This is a genomic window from Pseudomonas sp. AN-1, from assembly GCF_034057115.1.
Lineage (GTDB): Bacteria > Pseudomonadota > Gammaproteobacteria > Pseudomonadales > Pseudomonadaceae > Geopseudomonas.
On record NZ_CP139195.1, the window covers coordinates 1,737,458 to 1,758,405 of the forward strand.

A 20,948-nucleotide genomic window follows, 5' to 3' on the forward strand; every position below is an offset into this window, starting at 1 on the left:
GGAACGGAACGGAACCATCGAAAGAGCAGACATCCTGACGAGAGATGGTGCGGACGGCGAGACTCGAACTCGCACACCTTGCGGCACTGGAACCTAAATCCAGCGTGTCTACCAATTTCACCACGTCCGCGCGACGGGAGCAGAAACGAAAACGCCAGGCTAGGCCTGGCGGTTCGGAATATGGGGTGGACGATGGGAATCGAACCCACGACACCAGGAGCCACAATCCTGTGCTCTACCAACTGAGCTACGCCCACCATATTGCATCACTTACATCAAGCACCGACTGGCGCGCCCGGCAGGACTCGAACCTGCGACCATCCGCTTAGAAGGCGGATGCTCTATCCAGCTGAGCTACGGGCGCGTTTGTGGCGGCAACCCTCTAGCCGGATCCGAGGGAAATCTTGCGACTCTCCTCGAGGTGTCTGACCACCGGACCAGCCACCAGCTTCGTTTTGCTGAGGGGCTGTGCTTGTTAAGCGAGGCACATGTTATAGAGACCGCCACCTGTCGTCAACGGTTTTTTTGAAAATTTTCAAACACATAGCTCCACCCGACGGGTTTGGCACACCAGCTGCCTTTGCCCGACCGCCGCCGCGTGCGAGAATACCCCACCTTCTTCACTGACTCTCACGGTTCTCCCAGCGTCATGACCGCACAACTGATCGACGGCAAAGCCATCGCCGCCCGCCTCCGCCAACAGATCGCCCAGCGCGTAGCCGAGCGCCGCCAGCAAGACCTGCGCATCCCGGGACTGGCCGTCATCCTGGTCGGCAGCGACCCGGCCTCCCAGGTGTACGTCGCCCACAAGCGCAAGGACTGCGAGGAAGTAGGCTTCATCTCCCGCGCCTATGATCTGGATGCCAGCACCTCGCAGGAGGATCTGCTGCAGCTGATCGACACGCTGAACGCAGACCCGGCGGTCGATGGCATCCTGGTCCAGCTGCCGCTGCCGCGCCATCTCGATGCGTCCCAGCTGCTCGAACGCATCCACCCGGACAAGGACGTCGACGGCTTCCATCCGTTCAACATCGGCCGCCTGGCCCAGCGCATGCCCGTGCTGCAGCCGTGCACGCCGAAAGGCATCATGACCCTGCTGAAGAGCACCGGCGTCGACCTGCACGGCCAGCACGCAGTGGTCGTCGGCGCCTCCAACATCGTCGGCCGCCCGATGGCTCTCGAGCTGCTGCTGGCCGGCTGCACCACTACCGTGACCCACCGCTTCACTCGCGACCTCGCCAGCCACGTGCGCCAGGCGGACATCGTGGTGGTCGCTGTCGGCAAGCCGGGCCTGGTCAAGGGCGAATGGATCAAGGAAGGAGCCATCGTCATCGATGTCGGCATCAACCGCCTGGTCGATGGCCGTCTGGTCGGCGACGTCGACTTCGAGGCCGCCGCTGCCCGCGCCAGCTGGATCACCCCTGTGCCGGGCGGCGTGGGACCGATGACCCGCGCCTGCCTGCTGGAGAACACCCTCTACGCCGCGGAGCAACTGCACGACTGAGCCGCGCCGCGCGTGCGTGGCGCCGGGACGCATGCCTCGCGCCACACATCCCGGAAAAGAAAAAACCCGGCCAAGGCCGGGTTTTTTCATGCGCGGTCCGCAGGGATTACTGCTGGACCTGCGCTTCCACTTCCGCTTCCACGCGACGGTTGATGGCGCGACCGGCATCGGTGGCGTTGTCGGCCACCGGACGGGACTCGCCGTAACCCACGGAGCTCACGCGAGAGGAGGACACGCCATACTGGTTGACCAGCACCTCGCGCACGGCAGCGGCGCGACGCTCGGACAGCTTCTGGTTGTAGGCGTCGGTACCCACGGAGTCGGTGTGACCTTCCACGGTGGTGGAGGTCTGCGGGTACTGGTTCATGAAGTCGGCCAGGTTCTGGATGTCGGCATAGCTTTCCGGCTTGACCTTGGCCTTGTCGAAGTCGAACTTCACATCCAGCTCGACACGCACCACTTCCGGAACCGGTTCGGCGACCGGGGCCGGCTCTTCAGCCACCGGAGCGGCAGCGACCGGAGCCGGTGCCGGGGCGGAGCCGCCACCGAAGTTCATGCCGACGCCGACGCCGGCCATCCACTCGGAATTGCCCTGATCGATGTTGTGCATGCCGTCGACACCGGCCTTGGCGAACAGGTTCTCGGTGAAGTAGTACTTCACACCAGCGCCGAGGTTGGCGAAGGTGCTGGTGTCACGACCGCTGCGATCCGGCTGACCGATGCTCTGGTGGGCAGCACCGGCGGAAACGTAGGGGCGCAGACCCACACCCGGGGTACCGAAGTGGTAGGCCGCATCGAGAGAAGTCAGCTCGCCTTCGATGTTCTTGCTGCCGCTAACCGCGCCCACACCATCGTAGACGCCATGCGACAGGTTCAGGGAGACATCGTCGGTCAGGAAGTAACCGATACCGGCACCGTAGAGCGCACCCTCATCAAGGCCGGTCTGAGTATCGGGCTCGTAGTACTTGGCGAACGCGTCCACTTCTACCGCGCCCTGGCCCTGGGCCATTGCGCCAATGGAAGAAGCGGCAATCAGGGAGCCGATGACTACGCTCAAGGTGTTTTTCAGTTTCATCCGTTAAATCCCCAGCAGGAAAAATTATAGCTGCATGATTTCGACAGGCAGCCAAGCGAAAAGTTTAGCACGACATCAATCCGGTCGAAATTTCTCGCGACAATCACTCTGCGGCAGGATCGGCAAATTTCTCGCGCAGACGATCCAGCGCCCGCTTGTAGCGCATCTTGGTGGCACTCAGCCCCATGTGCATGATGTCGGCGATTTCCTGGAACTCCAGCTCGGCGACGAAGCGCAGCACCAGGATTTCCCGGTCGATCGGATTGACATGCACCAGCCAGCGGTCCAGCCCACCCCGCTCCTCGGCCTTCGGCGCACGCTCCTCGGAGGCCTCCTCCTGAGGATCGAGGCTGAGCGCATCCAGCAGGCGGCGCTTGCGGCGCTCCTTGCGGTACTGGGTGATGCACTCGTTGTAGGTGATGCTGTACAGCCAGGTCTTGAACTTCGACTTGCCCTCGAAGTTCTTCAGGCCGTAGAGAACCTTCAGCATGACCTCCTGGCAGACATCGTCGGCATCCCGCTCGTTGCCCAGGTAGCGCGCACAGACATTGAACAGAGTGCGCTGGTAGCGGCGCATCAGCTCCTCGTAGGCACGGGTGACGTGGAACAGCTCGCCATGCGCCCGCTGCACCAGCTCCTCGTCGGTGAGCTGGTGCGGGTCGTAGCGCGGAGACAGGGAGTGGGGCTTGTTCAAGCGAGGCAGACCGGCCGCGATTCGGAAAAGGCAGCCTGCACGAGACAGATCTGCCGGGATGGTCGCCTAATTTAGCAGAAAAGGGCCGGCACCGCCGCGCCTCAGCGACTGACGACCCGCCGCGACAGCAGCAGCCGGTTGCACAGCGTGACCAGCTCGCCATCGCCGGTATGCAGGATGGTCTTGACCGTGCCGATCTCCTCGATCACCCCTTCGACGTCGCCGACGCGGATCCGCTGCCCCACCTCGTAGAGTTCGCGCAGGTAGATCCCGGCGATGATCTGTCCGACCACCTCGCGGCTGCCCAAGCCCAGGGCCAGGGCCAGGGCCAGGGCGACCGCCGACAGCACGATGGCGATGACCAGGTTGAGCAGATCGGTCTTCACCTCGAGCTGACCGATGGCCACCGAGATGCTGATGATGATCACCAGCCCCTGGGCCAGACGCCCCAGGCTGCCGCCGTACTCGAGCCCCACGCCGTCGGCGGCGCCGCGCACCAGACGCCCGGCCAGCTGAGCCAGCAGCACGCCAGCCAGCAGCACCATGGCGGCGCCGAACACCTTGGGCAGGTAGAGGGCGAACAGGTCGAGGGTCGCCGAGACCCGCTGCAACCCCAGCGACTCGGCGGCCGAGACGAGGAACACCAGCAGCACGAACCAGTAGACCACCTTGCCGACCAGGGTCGACACCGCGGCCTGGATGCCGCCGCGGGCCAGCAGCTTGGTCAGCCCCGCGCCTGCCATCAGGCGGTCGAGGCCGAGCTTGGCCAGCAGCTTGGAGAACAGGGTGTCGAGCAGCTTGGCAACGATGAAGCCGAGCAGCACCACCACCAGCGCGCCGAGCAGATTGGGGATGAAGCCCGCCAGCTTGCTCCACAGGGTGCTCATCGCACTCAGCAGACTCTGGGTCCAGATATCGAATTCCATGCGTCACTCAGCCTTATGCGCCGCACGCGCGGCAGGATGCAGTCGCCGGGTCGCCGGCACCTTGCGGACCGTGCCACTCTCGAGGCCGATCATCAGTGCCTCGAACCAGTGCCCCAGCAGCTTGAACAGGTCGCCCGCACCGACCTGGCGGTTGGCGGCCTTGAGCACGCGATCCAGCCGGGCGCTGTCGGCCGACTCGGCCGGAGCGCCACGCAGCAGGTCGCGCAGTGATTCTTCGAAGGGATCGTGCATACCGACCTCCACGGTGTCTCAGCACAAGACGTCACAGGCGTGAGCCGGGTCACATCAGAGCCAGCGCATGCGGCGAAACAGCCAGCCCTGGAACAGGGCGATGCCAGCCATCAGCAGGCAGACCAGCAGGAAGCCGTAGGGATGCTCGGCGCCGGGCACCCCGCCGACGTTGATGCCGAGCAGGCCCGTGACGAAGGTCATCGGCATGAAGAAGCCGGTGATGATGCCGAGCAGATACATGGTGCGGTTCATCCGCTCGGTCACCCGCCGATGCTCGGCCTCCTGCAGCAGGCTGACCCGCTCGCGCACCAGCTCGAGTTCCTCGAGGTGGCGGGTCAAGCGGTTGTGCAGCTCGTTCCAGTAGGCGGTATCGCTGTCCGCGAACCAGGACAGCGGGTTGCGCGCCAGCTGGGCATAGATCTCGCGCTGCGGCGCCAGGTAACGGCGCAGGCTGGCAGCCCGCCGCCGCAGGGCCAGCAGCAGATGACGGTCGGGCACCCCCTTCTCGTTCTGCTCGAGGGTTTCCTCGAGTTCGTCGAGCTGCTCGGCGATGCCCGCGACCAGCACATCCACCCCGTCGGTCAGCGCATGGGCGAGAAACAGCATGGCCTCCGAGGCCGTCTTCGGCCCGTCGCTGCGCTCGAAGGCGTCGCACAACGCGCCAGCCGCCTTGACCGGCCGCATGCGCAGGGAGATCACCTGGCGGGCATCGGCATAGATGCGCAGCGCCACCATGTCTTCCGGCGCAGCACCGGGATTGAGATTGACCCCGCGCAGGAACAGCAGCAGGCGCTCCCCCCCCAGCAGCACCAGGCGCGGGCGCGTCGCCTCTTCCAGCAGCAGGTCGCAGGCGAATTCGCCGAGGCCGCCGGACGCGCGCAGCCAGCGCTGCGCCGCAGGCACGCTGCGATCCCAGTGCAGCCAGAGGCTTTCCTGGGGGCGCAGATCGAGCACCGTCAGCTCGTTGCGACGGATCCGCTGCGCACCGCCCTCGCCGTCCAGCACGAAGCCGTAGACCAGCCCGCGCTCGTCGTCACCCTCGAAGGACTGCATCGTCTCTCCAGCGGCTGCAGCCGCCAGGCCGGGTCAGCCCGGGCTGGCGGAGCCCTGCCCGCTTATTCGGGCATCTTCAGCTCTTCGTGGGACACGATGATGCCGTTGTTGTCGGCGTAGATGTAGTGGCCCGGGGTGAAGGTGACGCCACCGAAGGTGACCTCGACGTTGAGGTCGCCGATGCCGCGCTTCTCGGTCTTCATCGGGTGGGCGGCCAGCGCCTGCACGCCGAGATCGGTCTGTGCGATCACGTCGACATCACGGATGCAGCCGTACACCACGATGCCTTCCCAGCCGTTCTTCGCCGCCTTCTCGGCCAGCATGTCGCCGAGCAGGGCGCGACGCAGCGAGCCGCCGCCGTCGACCACCAGCACCTTGCCGCGACCATCCTGCTCGACCTGCTCCTTGACCAGCGAGTTGTCCTCGAAGCACTTGATGGTGACGATCTGGCCACCGAAGGAATCACGGCCGCCGAAGTTGCTGAACATCGGTTCGACCACGTCGACGTAGGGGTAGGCATCGCACAGATCGGGGGTCACGTATTGCATGTCAGGTTCCTTGCGTTAGAGATCGACGCCACTGCGACTGCCATCATGGAGCGGCGGCAACCGCGGCAGCGGCGAACAGACAGCATTGATGGCACAAGCCCTGGCCAGCACAACCTCGCCAGCCCGGACACAGCACCATTCCTGCCGACGATCCTAGCCACAACGGCGCCAGCAGGGAACTAGGCAAACGTATGGGATTCCTCGCCCATCGTCTGCGGCAGCTGCCGGTGACGCAGCCAGTGCTCGAGCAGCGGCCAGATCTCGCGCGCGGCATGGCGCCCTGCCAGCAGCCCGGCATGACCATAGTCCTCGGCGAAACCTTCGGCCCGCCCCAGGCGCAGGTAGGCGCGCCGCGAGGAGCCGAAGCACTCGAGCAACTGCCGGCAGGCCTGTGCCGGATCGGTGTGATCGCCCGCCCCGGCCAGCGCCAGCACCGGTACCTCCACTGCAGCCAGCGCTGCCGCCCAGTCCTGGCGCCCGTCGGCGAAGCGACCGAACGGACCGTACCAGCGCAGGGCGTCGCAGGCGATGCCGGCAGGCTCGTCCTCGGGACCGAGGCCAAGCCAGCCACCGCCCACCTGTTCGCGGCGGCGCAGCCACAGGCGCGCCCCCCAGCTCAGCGGCGGCAGCTTGAGCGACCAGTGCAGGTGACGGATCTGGCAACCCAGCAACACCAGCGAGGCCACCCGCATCGCCGCCAGGTGCGCACCGGCCAGGGCGGCGGCGATGCTCAGGCCGCCCAGCGAGTGGCCCAGCCAGTGCGCCGGTTGCGCGCACTGCTCGTCGACGAAAGCGGCGATGGCCGGCAGATCGAAGCGCGCGTAATCCGCCACGCGGTTGCTCCGATACAGGCGATTGCGCGGCGACAGACCGTGGCCGCGCATTTCCGCCAGCCAGACGTCGAAGCCGGCCCGCGCCAGCCAGGCGCCCAGGCCATGGCCATGGGCCGTGTACCAGCAGCGCCGGTTGGCGAAGGCGCCATGCAGCAGCACCAGTGGCTCGCCGCGCCGCGCGGCGGCCGCGTGACCGAGACGGGTCAGCGCCAGCGCAACAGAGCCGTCGGGGCTGTTGCCGGGCTTGAGGAGATAGACGTCTTCGGTGAGGTCGCCACGCAGCTCGGCGCTGACCAGGGCGACGGGAAAGAGTTTGCTGCTGCTCTGCATGCCATTCTTTTTCTGTACGCACGAAAAGGGCGGGATTGCCCCGCCCTTTTCCTACCGCTTCAGGACCTTGCTCAGGCCTGGCCTTCGGCGAGGAAGAACCAAGTATCGAGCACCGAGTCCGGGTTCAGCGACACGCTGTCGATGCCCTGCTCCATCAGCCACTTGGCCAGATCCGGGTGGTCGGACGGGCCCTGGCCGCAGATGCCGATGTACTTGTCGGCCTTGCGGCAGGCCTGGATAGCGCTGGACAGCAGCTTCTTCACCGCCGGATTCCGCTCATCGAACAGGTGGGCGATGATGCCGGAGTCGCGGTCCAGGCCCAGGGTCAGCTGGGTCAGGTCGTTGGAACCGATGGAGAAGCCGTCGAAGTGCTCGAGGAACTCCTCGGCCAGCAGCGCGTTGGACGGCAGCTCGCACATCATGATCACGCGCAAGCCGTTGTCGCCGCGCTTGAGGCCGTGGCTGGCGAGCAGGTCGATGACCTGCGAGGCCTCGCCGACGGTGCGCACGAACGGGATCATGATCTCGACGTTGGTCAGGCCCATCTCGTTGCGGACCTTCTTCATCGCCCGGCACTCGAGCTCGAAGCAGTCGCGGAAGCTCTCGCTGATGTAGCGCGAGGCGCCGCGGAAGCCGAGCATCGGGTTCTCTTCTTCCGGCTCGTAGAGCTTGCCGCCGATCAGGTTGGCGTACTCGTTGGACTTGAAGTCGGACATGCGCACGATGACCTTCTTCGGCCAGAACGCCGCGGCCAGGGTACTGATGCCCTCGACCAGCTTCTCGACGTAGAAGCCGACCGGATCGTCGTAGCCGGCGATGCGCTTCTCGACGCTGTCCTTGATCTCCGCCGGCAGGCTGGCGAAGTTCAGCAGCGCCTTGGGGTGCACACCGATCATGCGGTTGATGATGAACTCCAGACGCGCCAGGCCGACACCGGCGTTGGGCAGCTGGGCGAAGTCGAAGGCACGGTCCGGGTTGCCGACGTTCATCATGATCTTGAACGGCAGCTCGGGCATGGCGTCCACCGAGTTCTGGCGGATGTCGAAGCCCAGCGCGCCCTCGTAGATCAGGCCGGTGTCGCCTTCGGCGCAGGACACGGTCACTTCCTGGCCGTCCTTCAGCACGCTGGTGGCGTTGCCGCAGCCGACCACCGCCGGGATGCCCAGCTCGCGGGCGATGATCGCCGCGTGGCAGGTGCGTCCGCCGCGGTTGGTGACGATGGCGCTGGCGCGCTTCATGATCGGCTCCCAGTCCGGGTCGGTCATGTCGGAAACCAGCACGTCGCCCGGCTGCACCTTGTCCATCTCGGCGATGTCGTGGATCACCACCACCTTGCCGGAACCGATGCGCTGACCGATGGCGCGGCCTTCGACCAGCACCTTGCCCTTCTCCTTGAGCAGGTAGCGCTCCATCACGTTGTTGGCGCGGCTCTTCACGGTTTCCGGACGGGCCTGGACGATGTACAGCTTGCCGTCGTCGCCGTCCTTCGCCCACTCGATGTCCATCGGGCGGCCGTAGTGCTTCTCGATGATCAGCGCCTGCTTGGCCAGCTCGGTGACCTCGGCGTCGGTGAGGGCGAAGCGCGCGCGGTCGGCGCGGTCGACGTCGACCACCTTGACCGAACGGCCGGCCTTGGCTTCGTCGCCGTAGACCATCTTGATCGCCTTGCTGCCCAGGTTGCGGCGCAGGATGGCGGGACGGCCGGCCTCGAGGGTCGGCTTGTGCACGTAGAACTCGTCGGGGTTCACCGCGCCCTGCACCACGGTCTCGCCGAGGCCGTAGGCGCCGGTGATGAACACCACGTCGCGGAAGCCGGATTCGGTGTCGAGGGTGAACATCACCCCGGCGGTGCCGGTCTCCGAGCGCACCATGCGCTGCACGCCGGCGGACAGGGCGACCAGCTTGTGGTCGAAGCCCTGGTGCACGCGGTAGGCGATGGCGCGGTCGTTGAACAGGGAGGCGAACACTTCCTTGGCGGCGCGGATCACGTTGTCGACGCCGCGGATGTTGAGGAAGGTTTCCTGCTGGCCGGCGAAGGAGGCGTCCGGCAGGTCCTCGGCGGTGGCGGAGGAGCGCACGGCCACGGCCATGTTGTCGTTGCCGGCGGCCATCTCGGCGAAGGCCTTGCGGATGTCGGCATCCAGCTGGGCGGGGAACTCGGCGTCCATCACCCACTGGCGGATCTGCGCACCGGTCTTGGCCAGGGCGTTGACGTCGTCCACGTCCAGCGCGTCGAGCGCGGCATGGATGCGTTCGTTGAGGCCGCTCTGCTCGAGGAAGTCGCGGTAGGCCTGGGCCGTGGTGGCGAAACCGCCAGGTACGGAAACGCCCGCGCCGGCGAGGTTGCTGATCATCTCGCCCAGCGAGGCATTCTTGCCCCCTACGTGCTCTACATCGTGGACGCCGAGCTTATCGAGGGAAACTACGTACTCTACCAAGGTGACCTCTCCCCTATGTGGTGTATGCGCAAACCGCATTCTGGTCGGGCCCTGCTTGTGGCCGAGCCCCGGAAAATAAGTGACAATGCCGCCGTACGGCACACCGGGCGCTCCTGCGCGTCCGTGGATCCAGCCGGGACAACTCCCATCGCAAGGCCAGGCGCCCATGAAACGCACCGCTTTCTTCATCTCCGACGGCACCGGCATCACCGCCGAAACACTCGGCCAGAGTCTGCTGGCGCAGTTCGAGAACATCAACTTCCACAAACTGACCCGGCCGTACATCGATACCGTGGAAAAAGCCCGTGCGATGGTACAACAAATCAACGCCGCTGCCGAGGCGGACGGCGTGCGGCCGATCATCTTCGACACCATCGTCAACCGCGACATCCGCGAGGTGCTGTCGCACTGCAACGGCTTCATGGTCGACATCTTCTCGACCTTCCTCTCGCCGCTGGAGCAGGAACTGGCCTCGCACTCCTCCTACTCGGTGGGCAAGTCGCACTCGATCGCGCACAACCCCAACTACATGGAGCGCATCGACTCGGTGCACTTCGCCCTCGACAACGACGACGGCGCCCGCACCCACTACTACGGCAAGGCCGACCTGATCCTGGTCGGCGTGTCGCGCTGCGGCAAGACCCCCACCTGCCTGTACATGGCCCTGCAGTACGGCATCCGCGCCGCCAACTACCCGCTGACCGAGGACGACATGGAGCGCCTGCAGCTGCCTGCCGCCCTCAAGGAGCACAAGGGCAAGCTGTTCGGCCTGACCATCGATCCCGACCGCCTGGCGGCGATCCGCAACGAGCGCAAGCCCAACAGCCGCTACGCCAGCTACGCCCAGTGCGAGTTCGAGGTCCGCGAGGTGGAGAGCCTGTTCCGCCGCGAGAACATCCCGTTCATCAATTCCACGCACTTCTCGGTGGAGGAAATCGCCGCCAAGATCCTGGTGGAAAAGGGCGTCGAACGCCGCCTCAAGTAACTCCGGCAGGTTCGACGGCACCGAAGGAAAAGGCCCGAAACCCGGGCCTTTTCCTTTTTTGCAGCGCAGGCGCGTCGCTTAGAAGACGTCGCCCGGCACGCGGACGAAGCCTTCCATCAGCACGCGGGCGCTGCGGCTCATCACCGCCTTGGTGGCGGTCCACTCGCCGCCCACGATCTCGGCCGCCGCGCCGACGCGCAGGGTGCCGGACGGATGGCCGAAGGTGACCGCGTCGCGCTGGCCGCCACCGGCCGCCAGGTTGACCAGGGTGCCCGGCACCGCCGCGGCGGTGGCGATGGCGACCGAGGCGGTGCCCATCATGGCGTGGTGCAGCTTGCCCATCGACAGCGCGCGCACGCAGCAGTCGATCTCGCCGGCGGCCACGGTCTTGCCGCTGGAGGCGACGTAGTCGGTGGCCGGCGCGACGAAGGCGATCTTCGGCGTGTGCTGGCGGGCAGCCGCTTCGGCGATGTCGGCGATCAGGCCCATCTTCAGCGCGCCGTAGGCACGCATGGTCTCGAAGCGGGCCAGCGCCTCGGCGTCGGCGTTGATGTCCTTCTGCAGCTCGGTGCCGGTGTAGCCGATGTCGGCGGCGTTGACGAAGATGGTCGGGATGCCGGAGTTGATCATGGTGGCCTTGAAGGTGCCGACGCCCGGCACTTCCAGGTCGTCCACCACGTTGCCGGTGGGGAACATCGAACCTTCGCCGTCGGCCGGATCCATGAACTCGATGACCACCTCGGCGGCCGGGAAGGTCACGCCGTCCAGTTCGAAGTCGCCGGTTTCCTGCACCTGGCCGTCGGTGATCGGCACGTGGGCAATGATGGTCTTGCCGATGTTCTTCTGCCAGATGCGCACGGTGCAGATGCCGTTCTGCGGGATACGCGCAGCATCGACCAGACCGCCGGCGATGGCGAAGGCGCCGACCGCCGCGGTCAGGTTGCCGCAGTTGCCGGACCAGTCGACGAACGCCTTGTTGATCGCCACCTGACCGAACAGGTAGTCGACGTCATGCTCCGGCTGCTCGCTCCTGGCGACGATCACGGTCTTGGAGGTGCTGGAGGTCGCGCCACCCATGCCGTCGATCTGCTGGCCGTACGGATCGGGGCTGCCGATCACCCGCAGCAGCAGCTTGTCGCGGGCCTCGCCCGGCACCTGACAGGCCTGCGGCAGGTCCTGCAGACGGAAGAACACACCCTTGCTGGTGCCACCACGGATATAGGTGGCAGGAACGCGAATCTGGGGTACATGCGCCATGGGAATCTCGTCCTCATGAGACCGCGCCGCCGGACGGCGGCGCGGGGATGGAAGTGCGCGGACTGCCGGCCCGGCCGCCGTGCGCGGACCGGACCGGCAGGAGCGATCAGGCCTGGCCGAGGAAGTCCTTGGCGAAACGCTGCAGCACGCCGCCGGCCTGGTACACGCTGACTTCGGCGGCGGTGTCGAGGCGGCAGGTCACCGGCACGCGGGTTTCTTCGCCAGTGCGCTTGCGGATGACCAGGGTCAGGTCGCAGCGCGGCGACAGCTCGCCCTCGATGTCGTAGGTCTCGGTGCCGTCGAGGCCGAGGGTCAGGCGGGTGGTGCCCGGCTTGAACTCGACCGGCAACACGCCCATGCCGACCAGGTTGGTACGGTGGATGCGCTCGAAGCCTTCGGCGACGATCACTTCCACGCCGGCCAGGCGCACGCCCTTGGCCGCCCAGTCGCGCGAGGAACCCTGACCGTAGTCGGCACCGGCGACGATGATCAGGTTCTGCTTGCGGTTCATGTAGGTTTCGATGGCTTCCCACATGCGCATGACCTGGCCTTCCGGCTCGACGCGGGCCAGCGAGCCCTTCTTCACCTGGCCGTCGACCACGCACATCTCGTTGACCAGCTGCGGGTTGGCGAAGGTGGCGCGCTGGGCGGTCAGGTGGTCGCCGCGGTGGGTGGCGTAGGAGTTGAAGTCCTCCTCCGGCAGGCCCATCTTGGCCAGGTACTCGCCGGCCGCCGAGCTGGCCAGAATGGCGTTGGACGGCGACAGGTGGTCGGTGGTGATGTTGTCCGGCAGGATCGCCAGCGGACGCATGCCCTTGAGGGTACGCTCGCCGGCCAGCGCACCTTCCCAGTACGGCGGACGGCGGATGTAGGTGGACATCGGGCGCCAGTCGTACAGCGGGCTCTTGGCTTCCTCGATGCTGCCCAGGTCGAACATCGGGATGTAGACCTGCTTGAACTGCTCCGGCTTCACCGAGGCGGCGACGATGGCGTCGATCTCCTCGTCGGACGGCCACAGGTCCTTCAGGGTGATCGGGTTGCCGTTCGCATCAAAGCCCAGCGCGTCCTTCTCGATGTCGAAGCGCACGGTACCGGCGAGGGCGTAGGCGACCACCAGCGGCGGCGAGGCCAGGAAGGCCTGCTTGGCGTACGGGTGGATACGGCCGTCGAAGTTGCGGTTGCCGCTCAATACGGCGGTGGCGTACAGGTCGCGGTCGATGATTTCCTGCTGGATCTGCGGATCCAGGGCGCCGGACATGCCGTTGCAGGTGGTGCAGGCATAGCCGACGATGCCGAAGCCGAGCTTCTCCAGCTCCGGCAGCAGGCCGGCCTCTTCCAGGTACAGCCTGGCGACCTTGGAGCCCGGGGCGAAGGAAGTCTTGACCCACGGCTTGCGCACCAGACCCAGCTCGTTGGCCTTCTTGGCCAGCAGGCCGGCGGCGACCACGTTGCGCGGGTTGGAGGTGTTGGTGCAGCTGGTGATGGCGGCGATGATCACCGCGCCGTCCGGCAGCAGGCCCTCGGCCTCTTCGGCGCGGGCGGCGGCCAGCTTGGCCTCGTCGGCGATGCCGCGCTCGTGCAGGGCCGAGGTCGGCAGGCGACGGTGCGGGTTGGACGGGCCAGCCATGTTGCGTACCACGCTGGACAGGTCGAACTCGAGCACGCGCTCGTATTCGGCGCCGGTCAGCGCGGAGGCCCACAGGCCGGTCTCCTTGGCGTACTGCTCGACCAGGGCGACCTGCTCCGGCTCGCGACCGGTCAGCTTGAGGTAGTCGATGGTCTGCTGGTCGATGTAGAACATCGCCGCGGTGGCGCCGTACTCCGGGCACATGTTGGAGATGGTGGCGCGGTCGCCGATCGACAGGCTGTCGGCGCCCTCGCCGAAGAACTCGACGTAGGCACCCACCACGCGCTCCTTGCGCAGGAACTCGGTCAGCGCCAGGACGATGTCGGTGCAGGTGATGCCGGGCTGGTGCTTGCCGGTCAGCTTGACGCCGACGATGTCGGGCAGGCGCATCATGGACGGATGGCCGAGCATCACGGTCTCGGCTTCCAGGCCGCCGACGCCGATGGCGATCACGCCGAGGGCGTCGACGTGCGGGGTGTGCGAGTCGGTACCGACGCAGGTATCCGGGAAGGCCACGCCTTCGCGGGCCTGGATCACCGGCGACATCTTCTCCAGGTTGATCTGGTGCATGATGCCGTTGCCGGCCGGGATCACGTCGACGTTCTTGAATGCGGTCTTGGTCCACTCGATGAAGTGGAAACGGTCTTCGTTGCGGCGGTCTTCGATGGCGCGGTTCTTGGCGAAGGCGTCCGGATCGAAGCCCGGGGCTTCCACGGCCAGCGAGTGGTCGACGATCAGCTGGGTCGGCACCACCGGATTGACCTTGGAGGGGTCGCCGCCCTGTTCGGCAATCGCATCGCGCAGACCGGCCAGGTCGACCAGCGCGGTCTGACCGAGGATGTCGTGGCAGACCACGCGGGCCGGGTACCACGGGAAGTCCAGGTCACGCTTGCGCTCGATGATCTGCTTCAGCGAGTCGGTCAGCATGGCCGGCTCGCAGCGGCGCACCAGTTGCTCGGCCAGCACACGCGAGGTGTACGGCAGCTTGTCGTAGGCACCGGGCTGGATGGCTTCGACGGCCGCGCGGGTGTCGAAATAGTCCAGGCTGGTGCCGGCCAGTTGCTTGCGATATTCAGTATTCATTGGGCGGAGACTCAATCGGTTAACGATCGTTTGTGGAACCGGCAGGGGAGCCCCTCGTAGGGACTCCCCCGTTCCAGATCAGCGCTGCGCCAGCGGCGGCACGGCGCGCGGCTCGACGCCGATGTACTCGGCGCTCGGACGAATGATGCGGTTGTTGGAACGCTGCTCGAACACGTGGGACGCCCAGCCGGTGACCCGCGAGCAGACGAAGATCGGGGTGAACAGCTTGGTCGGGATGCCCATGAAGTTGTAGGCAGACGCATGGTAGAAGTCGGCGTTGGGGAACAGTTTCTTCTGCTCCCACATGACCTTGTCGATGGCTTCGGAAACCGGGAACAGCACGGTGTCACCGACTTCCTCGGCGAGCAGCTTGGACCAGCCCTTGATCACCTCGTTACGCGGATCGGAGACGCTGTAGATGGCGTGACCGAAGCCCATGATCTTGTCCTTGCGCGCCAGCATGGCCAGGGTGCCTTCGGTGGCCTCTTCCGGGGTGGCGAACTTCTCGATCATCTCCATCGCCGCCTCGTTGGCACCACCGTGCAGCGGGCCGCGCAACGAGCCGATGGCGCCGGTGATGCAGGAGAACAGGTCGGACAGGGTCGAGGCGCACACGCGGGCGGTGAAGGTCGAGGCGTTGAACTCGTGCTCCGCGTAGAGGATCAGCGACACGTTCATCACCTTGCGGTGCAGCTCGCTCGGCGCCTTGCCGTGCAGCAGGGTCAGGAAGTGGCTGCCCAGATCCGGCGCGTCACTGGTGCACTCGATGCGCACGCCTTCGTGGCTGAAGCGGTACCAGTAGCACATGATTGCCGGGAAGGCGGCCATCAGGCGGTTGGCCTTCTCCAGCTGCTGCGCGAAGCTCTCTTCCGGCTCCAGGTTGCCGAGCATCGAGCAGCCGGTGCGCATGACGTCCATCGGGTGGGCGCTAGCCGGAATGCGCTCGAGCACTTCCTTGAGGGCCTGGGGCAGGTCGCGCTGGGTCTGCAGCTGAGTCAGGTAGGCGTCCAGCTGGGCCTGGGTGGGCAGTTCGCCGTAGAACAGCAGGTGGGCGACTTCCTCGAACAGGCAGTCCTTGGCCAGCTCGCGCACGTCATAGCCGCGGTAGGTCAGGCCGGCACCTTCCTTGCCGACGGTGGACAGGGCAGTCTGTCCGGCGATCTGACCACGCAGACCAGCGCCACTCAGTACTTTTGCTTCAGCCATTGCGTTGTTCCTCTTTTCGAATTTTTAGACGGATACAGCAACCAACAACAGGAGTCTCAATCGGGAGACTCGAATCCTTCCATGCTGCTTTAGTTAGCATTCCCGCGGTTGGATCTTTTCCTGCTTCTTCTGGGCGAACAGCTCGTCGAGCTTGTCCTCGTAGGCGTGGTAGCCGAGGTATTTGTACAGATCGGCGCGGGTCTGCATGATCTCGACCACGTTCTTCTGGGTGCCCTGCTCGCGGATCGCCTGGTAGACCTTCAGCGCCGCGGCGTTCATCGCCCGGTAGGCGCCGCAGCAGTACAGCACCATGTCCACGTCGACCGAGGCCAGCTCGTCGCAGGTGAACAGCGGGGTGTGGCCGAACTCGGTGATGTTGGCGAGGATCGGCACGTTCACCGCGGCGCGGAACTGCTTGTACATCGGCAGCTCGGTCATCGCCTCGGGGAAGATCATGTCGGCGCCGGCCTCGACGTAGGCGCAGGCGCGGTCGATGGCGGCCTGCAGGCCCTCGCCGGCCAGCGCGTCGGTACGCGCCATGATCACGAAGCTGTCGTCCTGACGGGCGTCGACGGCGGCCTTGATGCGGTCGACCATCTCCTCGGTGCTCACCACTTCCTTGCCCGGACGATGGCCGCAGCGCTTGGTGCCGACCTGGTCCTCGATGTGCACGGCGGCCACGCCGACCTTCTCGAACGAGCGGATGGTGCGGGCGATGTTGAAGGCGCCGCCCCAGCCGGTGTCGATGTCGACCAGCACCGGCAGGGTGGTGGCATCGGTCAGGCGGCGGGCGTCGGTCAGCACGTCTTCCATGGTGCTGATGCCGAGATCGGGAATGCCCAGCGAGTTGGCGGCCACACCGCCCCCGGAGATGTACAGCGCCTTGAAGCCGGTGGCCTCGGCCATGCGCCCGGCGTAGGCGGTGATGGCACCGACGATCTGCAGCGGGTTCTCGCTGGCGACGGCGTCGCGGAACTTCTGGCCGGGAGTCTTCTTGGTCATGACTTACCTCGTTGCTTGGCGTTCTTGGGGGAAGCGTCCTGGAAGTGACGCTCGACGTTGCGCTTGGATGCCGCGATGTGCCGGCGCATCAGCAGCTCGGCCAGCTCGCCGTCACGCTCGGCGATGGCGTCGAGAATGCGATGGTGCTCGGCGAAGGCCTGGCGCGGCCGGTTCGGCATGGTGGAGAACTGGATGCGGTACATGCGCACCAGCTGGTACAGCTCGTTGCACAGCAGATTGGCCAGGGTGCGGTTGCCGCTGCCCTGGATGATCCGGTAGTGGAAGTCGAAATCGCCTTCCTGCTGGTAGTAGCCGCGGCCCGCCTGGAACGCCTCGTCGCGCTCGTGGGTGTCGAGCACCCGGCGCAGCTCGTCGATCTCCGCCTCGCTCATGCGCTCGGCGGCCAGGCGGCAGGCCATACCCTCCAGCGACTCGCGGATCTCGTACAGCTCGAGCAGCTCGGCCGGGCTCAGCGACACCACCCGCGCACCGGCATGCGGCACGCGCACCAGCAGGCGCTGGCCTTCCAGGCGGCGGATCGCCTCGCGCAGCGGTCCGCGACTGATGCCGTAGGCGCGCGCCAGCTCCGGCTCGGAAATCTTGCTGCCCGGGGCGATCTCGCCGCGCACGATGGCCGACTGGATGCAGCGGAACACGTGGTCGGAGAGAGTTCCGGACTCCTCGTCCGCCAGCAGGCTTTCGGCAAGGGCTTCGCTCATGATTGTCGACATATCAACGATTCGGATGACCAAAAACTAGGGCAAACCCCATTTCATGTCAAACCCACTTAGACGATTGTCGACAATTGGGTGATGGGCGCCCATCCCGTCACGATTCTTGCGTGCCCCTGTCACAGGCCGTGCCAGAGTGGGCAGCCAGCCGGTACCGGCTGTCGCCCACCCCAGACCCGCGTGCTAGAATGCAGCCCGCCCGCGCGGCAGCCGGCCGAGCATCGCCGCCCGCTGCCGCCCCGCCCTTCGGCCCCATCACGCGCCATCGCACAGGACCTATGAGACTCAAGCCCCTCGTCTTGCTACTCAGCCTGCTGATGCCCTGCAGCCTTAGCCTGGCTGCCGAAAAGACCGTCTACGGTCTCAACGAATATGCCCAGCTGCCGGAACTCGGCAGCGTTCTGGCTGCCAAACTCGACACCGGCGCCAAGACCGCCTCGCTCAGCGCGCGCAACATCAAGCGCTTCAAGCGCAACGGCGAGGCTTGGGTACGCTTCAACCTCGGCACCGACGAGGACAGCGCGGCGCCGCTCGAGAAACCCCTGGCCCGCATCAGCAAGATCAAGCGCCGTGCCGGCGACTTCGATCCTGACGAGGGCAAGACCTACACGGCAAGGCCTGTGATCGAACTGGATGTCTGCATGGGCAACACGCTACGCACCATCGAAGTGAACCTGACCGACCGCAGCGCCTTCCAATACCCGCTACTGATCGGCTCCGAGGCGCTCAAGCGCTTCGGCGCCCTGGTAGACCCCAGCCTCAAGTACGCAGCCGGCAAGCCCGCCTGTTCCAACGTTGCACACTCGAACGAGTAAACTCGATGCGCTCTCTCACACTGCACCTGAAAGTCCTCATCGCCATATTGGTGAGCCTGGGCGTGGCGATCACCGCCTACCAGATTTTCGTTCTCGGCATCCCGGTGACCGAGGCGGAAACCGACAATGTCTGGAACATCGACGCCAAGGTGGAATTCCAGGCCAACCCGCGCAACCCGGTGAAGGTGCAGATGTTCGTGCCGCCGCTGGGCCAGGACTTCGTCAGCCTCAACGAGAGCTTCATCTCCAACAACTACGGCGTCAGCGTCAACAACGTCGACGGCAACCGCCGGGTGACCTGGTCGGCACGCCGCGCCAGCGGCCCGCAGACCCTGTACTACCGCATGGTGCTGACCCAGCGCTACAGCACGGAAAAGCCCAAGGAAACCGGGCCGATCTACCGCGAAAGCCTGCCGATCGCCGGCCCCGAGCAGATTGCAGCCGAAGCCCTGCTGGCACCCATCCGCCAGCACTCGGCCGACGTCGAGACCTTCGTCACCGAGACCATCAAGCGCGTCAACAACCTGAATGACGACAACGTCAAGCTGCTGCTGGCCGGCGACACCTCCATCGAGAAGCGCGCCCGCGTGATCGACCTGCTGTTGTCCATCGCCCACGTGCCGCTGGAGCAGGTCCGCACCATCCGCCTGATCGAGAACCAGGCGCAGACCCCGGAGCTGTGGCTGCGCAGCTTCAACGGCGAGAACTGGCTGTACTTCAACCCGGCCAACGGCCAGCAGGGCCTGCCGCGCGACCGCCTGATCTGGTGGCTGGGCGATGCCCCGCTGCTCAGCATCGACGGCGGCAAGCAGGCGCAGGTCAGCTTCACCCTCAACACCAGCGAGCTGAACGCCATCCGCCTGGCCAAGCAGTCCGACGAGTCGGCCGACGCCGGCTTCCTCGAGTACTCGCTGTACGGCCTGCCGCTGCAGACCCAGCAGACCTACCAGATCATGATCATGATCCCGATCGGCGTGCTGGTGATCCTGATCCTGCGCAACCTCGGCGGCCTGCAGACGCTCGGCACCTTCACCCCGGTACTGATCGCCCTGGCCTTCCGCGAGACCCAGCTGGGCTTCGGCATCGTGCTGTTCACCATCATCACCGCGCTGGGCCTGTCGCTGCGCTCCTACCTCGAGCACCTCAAGCTGCAGATGCTGCCGCGCCTGTCGGTGGTGCTGACCTTCGTGGTGGTGCTGATCGCGGTGATCAGCCTGTTCAGCCACAAGCTCGGCCTCGAGCGCGGCCTGTCGGTGGCGCTGTTCCCGATGGTGATCCTGACCATGACCATCGAACGCCTGTCGATCACCTGGGAAGAGCGCGGCGGCAGCCATGCCTTCAAGGTCGCCGTCGGCACCCTGATCGCCGCCACCCTGGCGCACCTGCTGATGAGCATCCCGGAGCTGACCTACTTCGTGTTCACCTTCCCGGCGGTGCTGCTGATCCTGGTGGGCTTCATGCTGGCGATGGGTCGCTACCGCGGCTACCGCCTGACCGAACTGTTCCGCTTCAAAGCCTTCCTCAAGGACTGATGCCATGTTCGGCCTGATCAAAACCTGGAAGGCCCTGAGTGCCAAGGGCATCATGGGCATCAACCGGCGCAACGCGGACTACGTGCTGAAGTACAACAAGCGCAGTCTGTACCCGGTGGTGGACGACAAGATCCTCACCAAGGAGCGCGCCATCGCCGCCGGCATCCACGTGCCGGAGATGTACGGCATCATCTCCACGGAGAAGGAGATCGAGAACCTCGACAAGATCATCGGCGAGCACAACGATTTCGTGATCAAGCCGGCGCAGGGCGCCGGCGGTGACGGCATCCTGGTGATCGCCGACCGCTTCGAGGGGCGCTTCAAGACCGTCTCCGGCAAGATAGTCAGCCGCGACGAGATCGAGCAACAGCTGTCCAGCATCCTCTCCGGCCTGTACTCGCTGGGCGGCGGCCGCGACCGCGCGCTGATCGAGTACCGGGTGACCCCGGACCCGATCTTCAAGAGCATCAGCTACGAGGGCGTGCCGGACATCCGCATCATCGTGCTGATGGGCTACCCGGTGATGGCCATGCTGCGCCTGCCGACCCGCCAGTCCAACGGCAAGGCCAACCTGCACCAGGGCGCCATCGGCGTCGGCGTCGACCTGGCTACCGGCCTCACCCTGCGCGGCACCTGGCTGAACAACCGGATCACCAAGCACCCGGACACCGCCAATGCGGTGGACGGCGTGCAGCTGCCCAACTGGGACGGCTTCATGAAGCTGGCCGCCGGCTGCTACGAGCTGTGTGGGCTGGGCTACATCGGCGTGGACATGGTGCTCGACGTCGACAAGGGCCCGCTGATCCTCGAGCTCAACGCCCGCCCCGGCCTGAACATCCAGATCGCCAACGACTGCGGCCTGACCCATCGCGCCCACGCCGTGGAAGCGCGTCTGGAGGAGCTCAAGGCCAAGGGCATCAAGGAAACCCCGGAACAGCGCGTGCGCTTCTCCCAGGAAGTGTTCGGCCACGTCAAGCCGGTCGAACTCTGACCTGCCAGGCGGGTAGCCTCCGGGCCACCCGCCTGCCCTCCCCCGTTGCCGGGCGCCAGCCCCGGC

Annotated in this window: 18 protein-coding genes and 3 tRNA genes; 5 read left to right on the forward strand and 16 right to left on the reverse strand. The window is 65.9% G+C overall.

Annotated features, from left to right (window positions below; genetic code table 11):
- Nucleotides 1–45: 45 nt before the first annotated feature.
- The 3 genes from SK095_RS07965 to SK095_RS07975 all read right to left on the reverse strand — a co-directional run bounded on the left by SK095_RS07965 (nt 46) and on the right by SK095_RS07975 (nt 364).
- A tRNA-Leu gene (locus SK095_RS07965) sits at nt 46–130 on the reverse strand.
- A gap of 51 nt (nt 131–181) precedes the next feature.
- A tRNA-His gene (locus tag SK095_RS07970) sits at nt 182–257 on the reverse strand.
- A 30-nt stretch (nt 258–287) separates the two neighbouring features.
- Nucleotides 288–364 (reverse strand) — tRNA-Arg (locus tag SK095_RS07975).
- 285 nt (nt 365–649) lie between these two features.
- Here SK095_RS07975 and folD point away from each other — a divergent pair.
- A complete protein-coding gene (gene folD / locus SK095_RS07980; protein WP_136488943.1) occupies nt 650–1,504 on the forward strand; it encodes a bifunctional methylenetetrahydrofolate dehydrogenase/methenyltetrahydrofolate cyclohydrolase FolD in 855 nt (284 codons plus the stop codon).
- Between the two features lie 106 nt (nt 1,505–1,610).
- Here folD and SK095_RS07985 read toward each other — a convergent pair whose 3' ends face one another.
- The 8 genes from SK095_RS07985 to ppsA form a co-directional block, all read right to left on the reverse strand.
- A complete protein-coding gene (locus SK095_RS07985) occupies nt 1,611–2,579 on the reverse strand; it encodes an OmpA family protein (RefSeq protein WP_136488944.1) in 969 nt (322 codons plus the stop codon).
- A gap of 103 nt (nt 2,580–2,682) precedes the next feature.
- Nucleotides 2,683–3,273 (reverse strand): RNA polymerase sigma factor SigX, encoded by a 591-nt coding sequence (gene sigX, locus SK095_RS07990; RefSeq protein WP_136488945.1) that lies wholly within the window; start codon nt 3,271–3,273, stop codon nt 2,683–2,685.
- Nucleotides 3,274–3,374: 101 nt separating this feature from the next.
- Complete coding sequence (locus SK095_RS07995) at nt 3,375–4,199, reverse strand: mechanosensitive ion channel family protein (protein ID WP_136488946.1); 825 nt, start codon at nt 4,197–4,199, stop codon at nt 3,375–3,377.
- 3 nt (nt 4,200–4,202) lie between these two features.
- Nucleotides 4,203–4,451 (reverse strand): CrfX protein, encoded by a 249-nt coding sequence (locus SK095_RS08000; protein WP_136488947.1) that lies wholly within the window; start codon nt 4,449–4,451, stop codon nt 4,203–4,205.
- A 54-nt stretch (nt 4,452–4,505) separates the two neighbouring features.
- The gene (locus SK095_RS08005) at nt 4,506–5,504 is read right to left on the reverse strand and encodes a zinc transporter ZntB (RefSeq protein WP_136488948.1); all 999 of its coding nucleotides are present in this window, start codon (nt 5,502–5,504) and stop codon (nt 4,506–4,508) included.
- A gap of 62 nt (nt 5,505–5,566) precedes the next feature.
- Complete coding sequence (gene rraA, locus SK095_RS08010; protein WP_136488949.1) at nt 5,567–6,052, reverse strand: ribonuclease E activity regulator RraA; 486 nt, start codon at nt 6,050–6,052, stop codon at nt 5,567–5,569.
- Nucleotides 6,053–6,231: 179 nt separating this feature from the next.
- Nucleotides 6,232–7,215, reverse strand: coding sequence for an alpha/beta fold hydrolase (locus SK095_RS08015; protein ID WP_136488950.1), 984 nt, complete (start codon nt 7,213–7,215; stop codon nt 6,232–6,234).
- 71 nt (nt 7,216–7,286) lie between these two features.
- Nucleotides 7,287–9,653: a phosphoenolpyruvate synthase gene (ppsA, locus tag SK095_RS08020; protein WP_320548507.1), complete on the reverse strand. Its 2,367-nt coding sequence runs from the start codon at nt 9,651–9,653 to the stop codon at nt 7,287–7,289.
- Nucleotides 9,654–9,819: 166 nt separating this feature from the next.
- On the opposite strand from ppsA, the gene SK095_RS08025 reads away from it, so the two are divergent.
- Nucleotides 9,820–10,638, forward strand: a complete 819-nt coding sequence (locus SK095_RS08025) for a pyruvate, water dikinase regulatory protein (RefSeq protein WP_136488952.1) — start codon at nt 9,820–9,822, stop codon at nt 10,636–10,638.
- A 78-nt stretch (nt 10,639–10,716) separates the two neighbouring features.
- On the opposite strand, the gene prpF is transcribed toward SK095_RS08025, so the two are convergent.
- The 5 genes from prpF to SK095_RS08050 all read right to left on the reverse strand — a co-directional run bounded on the left by prpF (nt 10,717) and on the right by SK095_RS08050 (nt 17,532).
- On the reverse strand, nt 10,717–11,895 hold the full coding sequence (gene prpF, locus SK095_RS08030) for a 2-methylaconitate cis-trans isomerase PrpF (protein ID WP_201486373.1): 1,179 nt from the start codon (nt 11,893–11,895) through the stop codon (nt 10,717–10,719).
- A 106-nt stretch (nt 11,896–12,001) separates the two neighbouring features.
- Nucleotides 12,002–14,605: a Fe/S-dependent 2-methylisocitrate dehydratase AcnD gene (gene acnD / locus SK095_RS08035; RefSeq protein WP_136488954.1), complete on the reverse strand. Its 2,604-nt coding sequence runs from the start codon at nt 14,603–14,605 to the stop codon at nt 12,002–12,004.
- A 78-nt stretch (nt 14,606–14,683) separates the two neighbouring features.
- The gene (prpC, locus tag SK095_RS08040) at nt 14,684–15,811 is read right to left on the reverse strand and encodes a 2-methylcitrate synthase (protein WP_320548508.1); all 1,128 of its coding nucleotides are present in this window, start codon (nt 15,809–15,811) and stop codon (nt 14,684–14,686) included.
- Nucleotides 15,812–15,904: 93 nt separating this feature from the next.
- Nucleotides 15,905–16,813, reverse strand: coding sequence for a methylisocitrate lyase (prpB, locus tag SK095_RS08045; protein ID WP_136490087.1), 909 nt, complete (start codon nt 16,811–16,813; stop codon nt 15,905–15,907).
- Nucleotides 16,810–17,532 (reverse strand): GntR family transcriptional regulator, encoded by a 723-nt coding sequence (locus tag SK095_RS08050; RefSeq protein ID WP_136490088.1) that lies wholly within the window; start codon nt 17,530–17,532, stop codon nt 16,810–16,812. Before SK095_RS08050 ends, prpB begins: the two co-directional genes overlap by 4 nt.
- Before the next feature lie 290 nt (nt 17,533–17,822).
- Here SK095_RS08050 and SK095_RS08055 point away from each other — a divergent pair, with 290 nt between their 5' ends.
- Genes SK095_RS08055 through SK095_RS08065 form a run of 3 tightly spaced genes read left to right on the forward strand, consistent with a single transcriptional unit; the run spans nt 17,823 to nt 20,882 of the window.
- Nucleotides 17,823–18,359 (forward strand): ATP-dependent zinc protease, encoded by a 537-nt coding sequence (locus SK095_RS08055; protein WP_136490089.1) that lies wholly within the window; start codon nt 17,823–17,825, stop codon nt 18,357–18,359.
- Between the two features lie 5 nt (nt 18,360–18,364).
- Entirely contained in the window at nt 18,365–19,891 is a 1,527-nt protein-coding gene (locus tag SK095_RS08060; RefSeq protein ID WP_201486370.1) for an inactive transglutaminase family protein, read from the forward strand.
- Nucleotides 19,892–19,895: 4 nt separating this feature from the next.
- Nucleotides 19,896–20,882, forward strand: a complete 987-nt coding sequence (locus tag SK095_RS08065) for an alpha-L-glutamate ligase-like protein (protein WP_136490091.1) — start codon at nt 19,896–19,898, stop codon at nt 20,880–20,882.
- Nucleotides 20,883–20,948: the final 66 nt, after the last annotated feature.